We start from the raw sequence: 6,415 nt of genomic DNA, 5'->3' as shown, positions 1-6,415 counted from the left end.
GCCGCGGCGCCCGCACCCGCGCCGACCCCGGCGCCCGCGCCCGCACCGCACATCCAGTCCGCGCTCAGCGCCGACCAGATCGCCGCGATGGTGAAGGCGGCCGTCAGCAGCGCCAAGGAATCGGCCGCCGCCGAGATGAGCGGCATGATGAGCGAGATCCGCGCCATGCGCGGCATGATGGAAACCCAGCTGGCCGAATTGTCGTGGGGCGCGACCCAGGCGCGCGAGCCGCAGAAGACCGCCGTGCTGCGCGAGATGCTGGCCGCCGGCTTCTCGGCCAGCCTGGCGCGCTACCTGATCGAAAAGCTGCCGGCCAACCGCGACGCCGCCGACAGCCTGCGCTGGATCAAGACCGTCCTCACGCGCAACTTGCAGGCCATGGCCAACGAAGACGCGCTGATCGACCAGGGCGGCGTGTTCGCGCTGGTCGGCCCGACCGGCGTCGGCAAGACCACCAGCACCGCCAAGCTGGCTGCGCGCTGCGTGATGCGCCACGGCCCGGACAAGCTGGCCCTGATCACCACCGATGCCTACCGTATCGGCGCCCACGAGCAGCTGCGCATCTACGGCAAGATCCTCGGCGTGATGGTGCACTCGGTCAAGGACGAAGCCGACCTGCGCATCGCCCTGAAAGAACTGAAGAACAAGCATACCGTGCTGATTGACACGGTCGGCGTCAGCCAGCGCGACCAGATGGTGACCGAGCAGGTGTCGATGCTGCAAGGCGCCGGCGCCCACGTCAAACGCCTGCTGTGCCTGAACGCCACCGCCACCCAGGAAACCCTGAGCGAAGTGGTGCGCGCCTACCAGGGCAGTGGCCTGGCCGGCTGCATCATGACCAAGCTGGACGAGGCGGCCGCGATCGGCAATGCGCTGGACGTGGTGATCCGCCACAAGCTCAACCTGTTCTACGTGTCCAACGGCCAGCGCGTGCCGGAAGACCTGCACCTGGCCGATCCGGCCTATCTGATCGACCGCGCTTTCAAGTTGAAACGCGACATCGTCAACACCCAGTACCAGGACGCGGAGCTGCCGCTGCTGATGAGCAACGCCGCCCAGGACCACGGCATGCGCGAGGTGCACCTTGGCTAATTTCAATTTCGACCAGGCGGAGGGCCTGCGCCGCATGCTGGCGGGGCCGCAGCCCCGCATCGTCACCTTCCTGTCGGCCACGCCGCAGGACGACAAAGGCGCCATGCTGGTCAACCTGGGCGCCTCGCTGGCGCGCGCCGGCAACGACGTGTTGATCGTCGACGCCTGCGCCAGCGCCCACGGGGTGGCGTCGCGGCTCGGCGTCGACGGCGGCCACAGCCTGCTGAACGTGGCGCGTCAGGAATGTGCGCTGAACCAGGTGATCCACCAGGCGCCGCAGGGCTTCGCGGTGGCGTCGATGACGCGCGGCGTGCCGCGCAGCGGTCCCGACGAGACGCGCCGGCTGGCCAAGGCCTTCGACGTGCTGGCCAAGCAGACCGGCATGGTGCTGGTCGACGGCGAATTCGACGGCGTCGCCTTTCCGGTGCCGGTGATGGCCAGCTCGGAGATCGTGGTGCAAGTCTCGAATAGCGCTACCTCGATCAAGGCGGCCTACAGTATGATTAAGCGCCTGAATCAGGAACTGGGCCGGCGCCCGTTCGGAATTCTGGTCACCGGCGCCGCCGAGGCCGAAGCGCAGGTGGTTTACGATAATATGGCACAGGCGGCAAGCAGATATCTTGCCGTCAACCTGGTTTCCATGGGGTCCGTGCCTGCGGATGAGTATCTGCAACGTGCCGCGCGCCTGGGGCGCGCGGTGGTCGATGCGTTTCCGTTGGCGGGGGCCTCGGTCGCGTTTCGTCAACTGGCGGGGCGCTTTGCGCTGGCGGGCTCGCCATCTTTCCATACGGGGAGTGGTGGCCGGCTCAGCGCCTAATGAATAAAAATATTACATGTACACGGTAAAAGGGAAAGCGGACAAGGATACTTTGCTGACGGAACATATGCCGTTGGTCAAACGCCTGGCCCACCATATGAAGGCGAAACTGCCGCCCAGCGTCGAAGTCGACGATCTGGTGCAAGCCGGGATGATCGGCCTGCTGGACGCCATCAGCCGTTACGAGGAAACCCACGGCGCCCAATTTGAAACCTACGCCGTGATGCGCATCCGCGGCGCCATGCTGGATGAATTGCGCAACAGCGACTGGATGCCGCGCTCCCTGCGCCAGAACATGCGCAAGGTGGAAACCGCGATGTCGACGCTGCAGCAGCGTCTGGGCCGGCCGCCTAGCGAATCGGAAGTCGCCAAGTCGCTCAAGTTGTCCCTGGCCGACTACCAGGAAATGCTGTCCGAGGGCGGCGGCCACCAGCTGGTGTATTTCGAAGACTTTCACGACGACGACGGCAACGACAGCTTCCTCGACCGTTATGCCTCGGATGAGGATGCCGACCCGCTGCGCGCGCTGCTGGACGGCGACTTCCGCCAGGCGGTGATCAATGCCATCGACGCCTTGCCGGAGCGCGAAAAAATGCTGATGGGCCTATATTACGAAGAGGAGCTCAACTTGAAAGAAATCGGCGCCGTGATGGGGGTATCCGAATCGCGCGTATCGCAGTTGCATACGCAGGCTGTGGCGCGGCTGCGCGCCTCACTCCGGGAGCGGTCTTGGACTGGGCCAGCCTAGTCGGCGTCCTGGTGGCGCTGGCCGGCATCATTGTCGGCCAGGTGCTGGAAGGGGGCAAGCTGTCGTCGCTGGTGCAGCCGGCGGCGTTTGCCATCGTGGTGGTCGGCACCGTGGGCGCGGTGCTGCTGCAGACGCGGCTGGCGACGTTCCTCAAGGGGCTGCGCATGCTGCGGCTGGTGTTCGCGCCGCCGGTCGACACCCGCGCCGCGCTGGCGCGCGACATCCGCAGCTGGATCCAGACCGCGCGCCGCGACGGCCTGCTGGCGCTGGAGCGCCACATGCTGGCGTCGAAAGACCCGTTCACCATCAAGGGCCTGAGGCTGGTGGTCGACGGTATCCAGCCGGACAAGCTGCGCCAGCTGCTCGACACCGAAATCACCGCCTATGAAACGGCCGAACGCCAGGCGGTGCGCATCTGGGAATCGGCGGCCGGCTATTCGCCGACCATCGGCATTCTCGGCGCGGTGATCGGCCTGATCCACGTGATGGAAAACCTGACCGATCCGAACAAGCTGGGGGCCGGCATCGCGGTGGCTTTCGTCTCGACCATTTACGGTGTCGGCCTGGCCAACCTGTTCTTCTACCCGATCGCCAACAAGCTGAAAAACATCGTCATCCAGGAAGTGCACCAGCAGGAGATTGCGGCCGCGGTGTTTTACGACATCGCCACCGGCGACCATTCGCGCGTGATCGACGAACGCATCGCCACCCTGCTGCGGGAGCCCTGAGATGCAGTACCGGCGCGCGCGCAGGAAGTTCGACGATGAGCCCGAGAACCACGAGCGCTGGCTGATCTCGTATTCCGACTTCATCACCCTGCTGTTTGCGTTCTTCGTCGTGATGTATGCGATCTCCTCGGTCAACATCGGCAAGTACAAGGTGTTTTCCGACGCGCTCGGCGATGCCTTCGGCGGGCAGGGTGCGGCCACGCCGGTCAACACCCAGGTGCAGAACCTGCCGATCCCCAATCCCGGCCTGAAGCGCCGCACCGAGCTGCTGCGCCGCGAAAAAGAGCACATGACCAAGCTGGCGCAAGACCTGCTGTCCACGCTGGCGCCGCTGGTGAAGGAGGGCAAGGTCAGGGTGACGCAGAACAGCCGCGGGGTCAGCGTCGAAATCAACGCCTCGGTGCTGTTCGATCCGGGCGATGCCAGCCTGACCAATGAATCGACCGAAGCCTTGCGTGCCGTCGCCAGCCTGCTGAAGGCGGACGGTCACAAGGTGCAGGTGGAGGGGCACACCGACAATCAGCCGATCCGCAACCGGCTGTTCCCGTCGAACTGGGAGCTGTCGTCCGTGCGCGCCAGCAGTGTGGTGCGCTTATTCATCGATGCCGGCGTGGCGCCGGAGCGGTTGACGGCGGTGGGCTTCAGTTCCAACGTCCCGGTCGCCTCCAACGAAACGCCGGAAGGCCGCGCGCGCAACCGTCGTGTGGCGGTCACCATCCTGTCCGGCATCCCCGACCCGAGCACCGAAGTCCCCGTTCAATAATCCGGGGTCAGGTCTTCCATTGCGTCACGACCTCAGCCGTAGCGCATGCTACGGCTGAGGTCGTGACGCAATGGAAGACCTGACCCCGGAGTTAACCGGCGATGAAGCCGCGGCTGCGCGGCAGGGTGGTGGAGATGCCGCCAGGGCCGTAGAAGTTGTTGGCCGGGATGCTTTGCGGCCGCAGGGCTTGCAGCGCGTCCTGCGCGTGCGCCATCTGCTTGTTGATCAACATGCCGTTGATGCGGTTCAGTTCTTTGGCTTCGCGCGTGTGCGCCAGCAGGGCTTGCCACAGGGCGGCCGATTCGTCGCGCTCGGCGCCGCTGGCGGCAATCCAGGCGTCCATGCCGGCTTCTTCGGCCGGGAAGCCGCTCTTGCCCAGGGCGCGGTGGCGTTGCGCCGACAGCACCGTCATCTGCGTGACCAGCGCGGTCTTGCGCGTGGTGAGCGCGGGCAGGCCGTCGATTTCCGCCGTCACCAGCAGGTGCTGCTCCTGGCGTAGCAGATCCAGCAAGGTTGCCATGATGTGCTCTTCTTCGCGCAGGCTGTTCAGCGGGGTGACGGTGGTCATGATGATCCTATCGTTTTCTTGAGTGCAGCAGATCCTTGACTGTGTCCAGCAAGCCATCCGCTACTTTTTCCGAGTTGACCTGGAACTGGCCATCGGCAATTGCCAATTTGATGCGTTCGACTTTCTTGGTGTCGAACACCGCATTGGCGCCGCTGGCAGAACTGGCCGCCATCGCCTGGCCTTGCGGCGACAGGCGCACATTGTCGGTCGCGGCGTTGTTGGTCTGCGCCACATTGGCGGAGGACGCTTCCGCCGCCTTGTCGGTCCGCGCCGCCGAACCGTTGTTCGCGGGCGCGCTCGGCAAGCCGTTCGTGCTCTTCAGTGTGTCATTGATTTTCACAGCATTTCCTTCTCAGCGTGGAGTCCTGAACTCCGGGATCTGAGTCGGTAACGGCGGCCTGGCCCAAAACTTTAGGCCCGGCCTTGCTCAAAATGCCACCTCGACCAGTCCGCCATTCTTGGCGACGCCGGTAATTTGTTGACCGGACGGCGTCTTCACCTGCACCACCTGGCCTTCGCCGGCGGTGCTCATGGCGCGCGCTTCGCCGCTCACGCTGAAACCATTGCCGTTCGAGACCAGCCGCACCAGCTGCCCCATCTGCACCACCGGCTTGCTGCGCAGGCTGTCCAGTCGCAGAGGCGTGCCTGGTGGCAACGAAATCGTGGCGCTGCGGCCGATCACCTGGCTGGCGTCGGTGGCTATCCCTGGCGGCAACATTGTCAGATCGCCCTTGAGGGTGGTCAGCTGGTTGGCCGTGATCGGCACGCCCTGCACCAGCGGCGCGGCGGCGGCGAGGTATTCACCGGTCACCGTCACATTGGCTTGAATATATATCGTCCACGTGGAAGGTGTCGCACAACGCACGCCCACCGTGGTTTTGCCCCAGGCGCGGGCGCCGGGCATGAAGAACGCTTCCGGCGCGGCGCAGGCCGCCAGGCTCAGGCGCGGATCGACCGCGCCCACCGTGACCTTGACTTCGCCCGGCAGCCCGCCGGCCTGCACCTGCAGGAATTGCTCGACCGTGCTTTTCAGCACGGCGATGTCCTGCTTGCCCTGGGCGGCGGCGTTGGCGCCCAGTGTGGCGGCCAGCAGTGCGGTCATCAAGAGACGTAGTTTCATGGTGTCGGTTTCCCCTTCAATGCTGCCATCATAGTGGGCGCGGCCAGGAACGAAGCGTGGAATAAGCCGGGAAACCGGGTGCTTATCACTCGATGGTTACGCCGGGCAACTCCGTATCATCGATCCTGTCATCAATGTGAAGGGGGCCATCATGGTCGGCAGACTGGACGATTACATGCGTTTCAATGAAACGGTGCTGAGCCTGCGCGATAAGCGCCAGACCGTGCTCGCCTCCAATATTGCCAACGCCGATACGCCAAATTACAAGGCGCGCGACATCGACTTCAGCAGCGCGCTGCAGTCGGCGCTGGACAAGGCCGATCCCAACGCCCAGCGGACGCTGACCACCACTGCCGCCAAACATTACCCGAACCCCCAGCAAGACGCCGGTACGCTGGCCGACGGCACGCCGCTGTTGTACCGCGGCGTGATCCAGGGCGCGGTCGACGGCAACACGGTGGACATGGACGTGGAGCAGAACCAGTTCGCCGACAACGCCATCCGGTATGAGGCCGGCATCACCGCGATCAACGGCCAGATCAAGGCCATGCTGGCGGCGATCCAGCCAGGGAGCTAATC

General features: G+C 64.9%; 9 protein-coding genes. 6 read left to right on the top strand and 3 right to left on the bottom strand.

What is annotated here, in order from left to right; genetic code table 11:
- The 5 genes from flhF to motD all read left to right on the top strand — a co-directional run.
- On the top strand, positions 1-1,092 hold a 1,092-nt coding region (gene flhF / locus E4L98_RS09965), incomplete at its 5' end, for a flagellar biosynthesis GTPase FlhF (protein ID WP_229257339.1).
- Positions 1,085-1,909, top strand: a complete 825-nt coding sequence (locus tag E4L98_RS09960; protein WP_135201406.1) for a MinD/ParA family ATP-binding protein — start codon at positions 1,085-1,087, stop codon at positions 1,907-1,909. The genes flhF and E4L98_RS09960, both read left to right, overlap by 8 nt.
- 16 nt (positions 1,910-1,925) lie before the next feature.
- Entirely contained in the window at positions 1,926-2,657 is a 732-nt protein-coding gene (locus tag E4L98_RS09955) for an RNA polymerase sigma factor FliA (RefSeq protein ID WP_135201405.1), read from the top strand.
- On the top strand, positions 2,639-3,385 hold the full coding sequence (locus tag E4L98_RS09950; protein WP_135201404.1) for a flagellar motor protein: 747 nt from the start codon (positions 2,639-2,641) through the stop codon (positions 3,383-3,385). The genes E4L98_RS09955 and E4L98_RS09950 overlap by 19 nt, the downstream gene beginning before the upstream one ends.
- A 1-nt stretch (position 3,386) precedes the next feature.
- Positions 3,387-4,148 carry a flagellar motor protein MotD gene (gene motD / locus E4L98_RS09945; protein WP_135201403.1) on the top strand — a complete coding sequence of 254 codons (762 nt, stop codon included), beginning with the start codon at positions 3,387-3,389 and terminating at the stop codon, positions 4,146-4,148.
- A gap of 91 nt (positions 4,149-4,239) precedes the next feature.
- Here motD and E4L98_RS09940 read toward each other — a convergent pair whose 3' ends face one another.
- The 3 genes from E4L98_RS09940 to flgA all read right to left on the bottom strand — a co-directional run bounded on the left by E4L98_RS09940 (position 4,240) and on the right by flgA (position 5,836).
- On the bottom strand, positions 4,240-4,716 hold the full coding sequence (locus E4L98_RS09940; RefSeq protein ID WP_135201402.1) for a flagella synthesis protein FlgN: 477 nt from the start codon (positions 4,714-4,716) through the stop codon (positions 4,240-4,242).
- 7 nt (positions 4,717-4,723) lie between these two features.
- Positions 4,724-5,056 carry a flagellar biosynthesis anti-sigma factor FlgM gene (gene flgM / locus E4L98_RS09935; RefSeq protein ID WP_135201401.1) on the bottom strand — a complete coding sequence of 111 codons (333 nt, stop codon included), beginning with the start codon at positions 5,054-5,056 and terminating at the stop codon, positions 4,724-4,726.
- 87 nt (positions 5,057-5,143) lie between these two features.
- On the bottom strand, positions 5,144-5,836 hold the full coding sequence (gene flgA, locus E4L98_RS09930) for a flagellar basal body P-ring formation chaperone FlgA (RefSeq protein ID WP_135201400.1): 693 nt from the start codon (positions 5,834-5,836) through the stop codon (positions 5,144-5,146).
- A 151-nt stretch (positions 5,837-5,987) separates the two neighbouring features.
- Here flgA and flgB point away from each other — a divergent pair, with 151 nt between their 5' ends.
- A complete protein-coding gene (flgB, locus tag E4L98_RS09925; protein ID WP_135201399.1) occupies positions 5,988-6,413 on the top strand; it encodes a flagellar basal body rod protein FlgB in 426 nt (141 codons plus the stop codon).
- Positions 6,414-6,415 lie beyond the last annotated feature (2 nt).

The sequence above is a fragment of the Duganella callida genome, assembly GCF_004614165.1.
GTDB classification, from domain to species: Bacteria; Pseudomonadota; Gammaproteobacteria; order Burkholderiales; family Burkholderiaceae_D; genus Rugamonas; species Rugamonas callida.
Note: the sequence above shows the minus strand (reverse complement) of the source record. Positions and strands in the feature narration are given on the sequence as shown.

Excerpts from the sequence above, each read along its gene's own strand:
- flgA (WP_135201400.1), bottom strand. The coding sequence starts at position 5,836 with ATGAAACTACGTCTCTTGATGACCGCACTGCTGGCCGCCACACTGGGC.
- E4L98_RS09955 (WP_135201405.1), top strand. The coding sequence starts at position 1,926 with ATGTACACGGTAAAAGGGAAAGCGGACAAGGATACTTTGCTGACGGAA.
- E4L98_RS09940 (WP_135201402.1), bottom strand. The coding sequence starts at position 4,716 with ATGACCACCGTCACCCCGCTGAACAGCCTGCGCGAAGAAGAGCACATC.
- flgB (WP_135201399.1), top strand. The coding sequence starts at position 5,988 with ATGGTCGGCAGACTGGACGATTACATGCGTTTCAATGAAACGGTGCTG.
- motD (WP_135201403.1), top strand. The coding sequence starts at position 3,387 with ATGCAGTACCGGCGCGCGCGCAGGAAGTTCGACGATGAGCCCGAGAAC.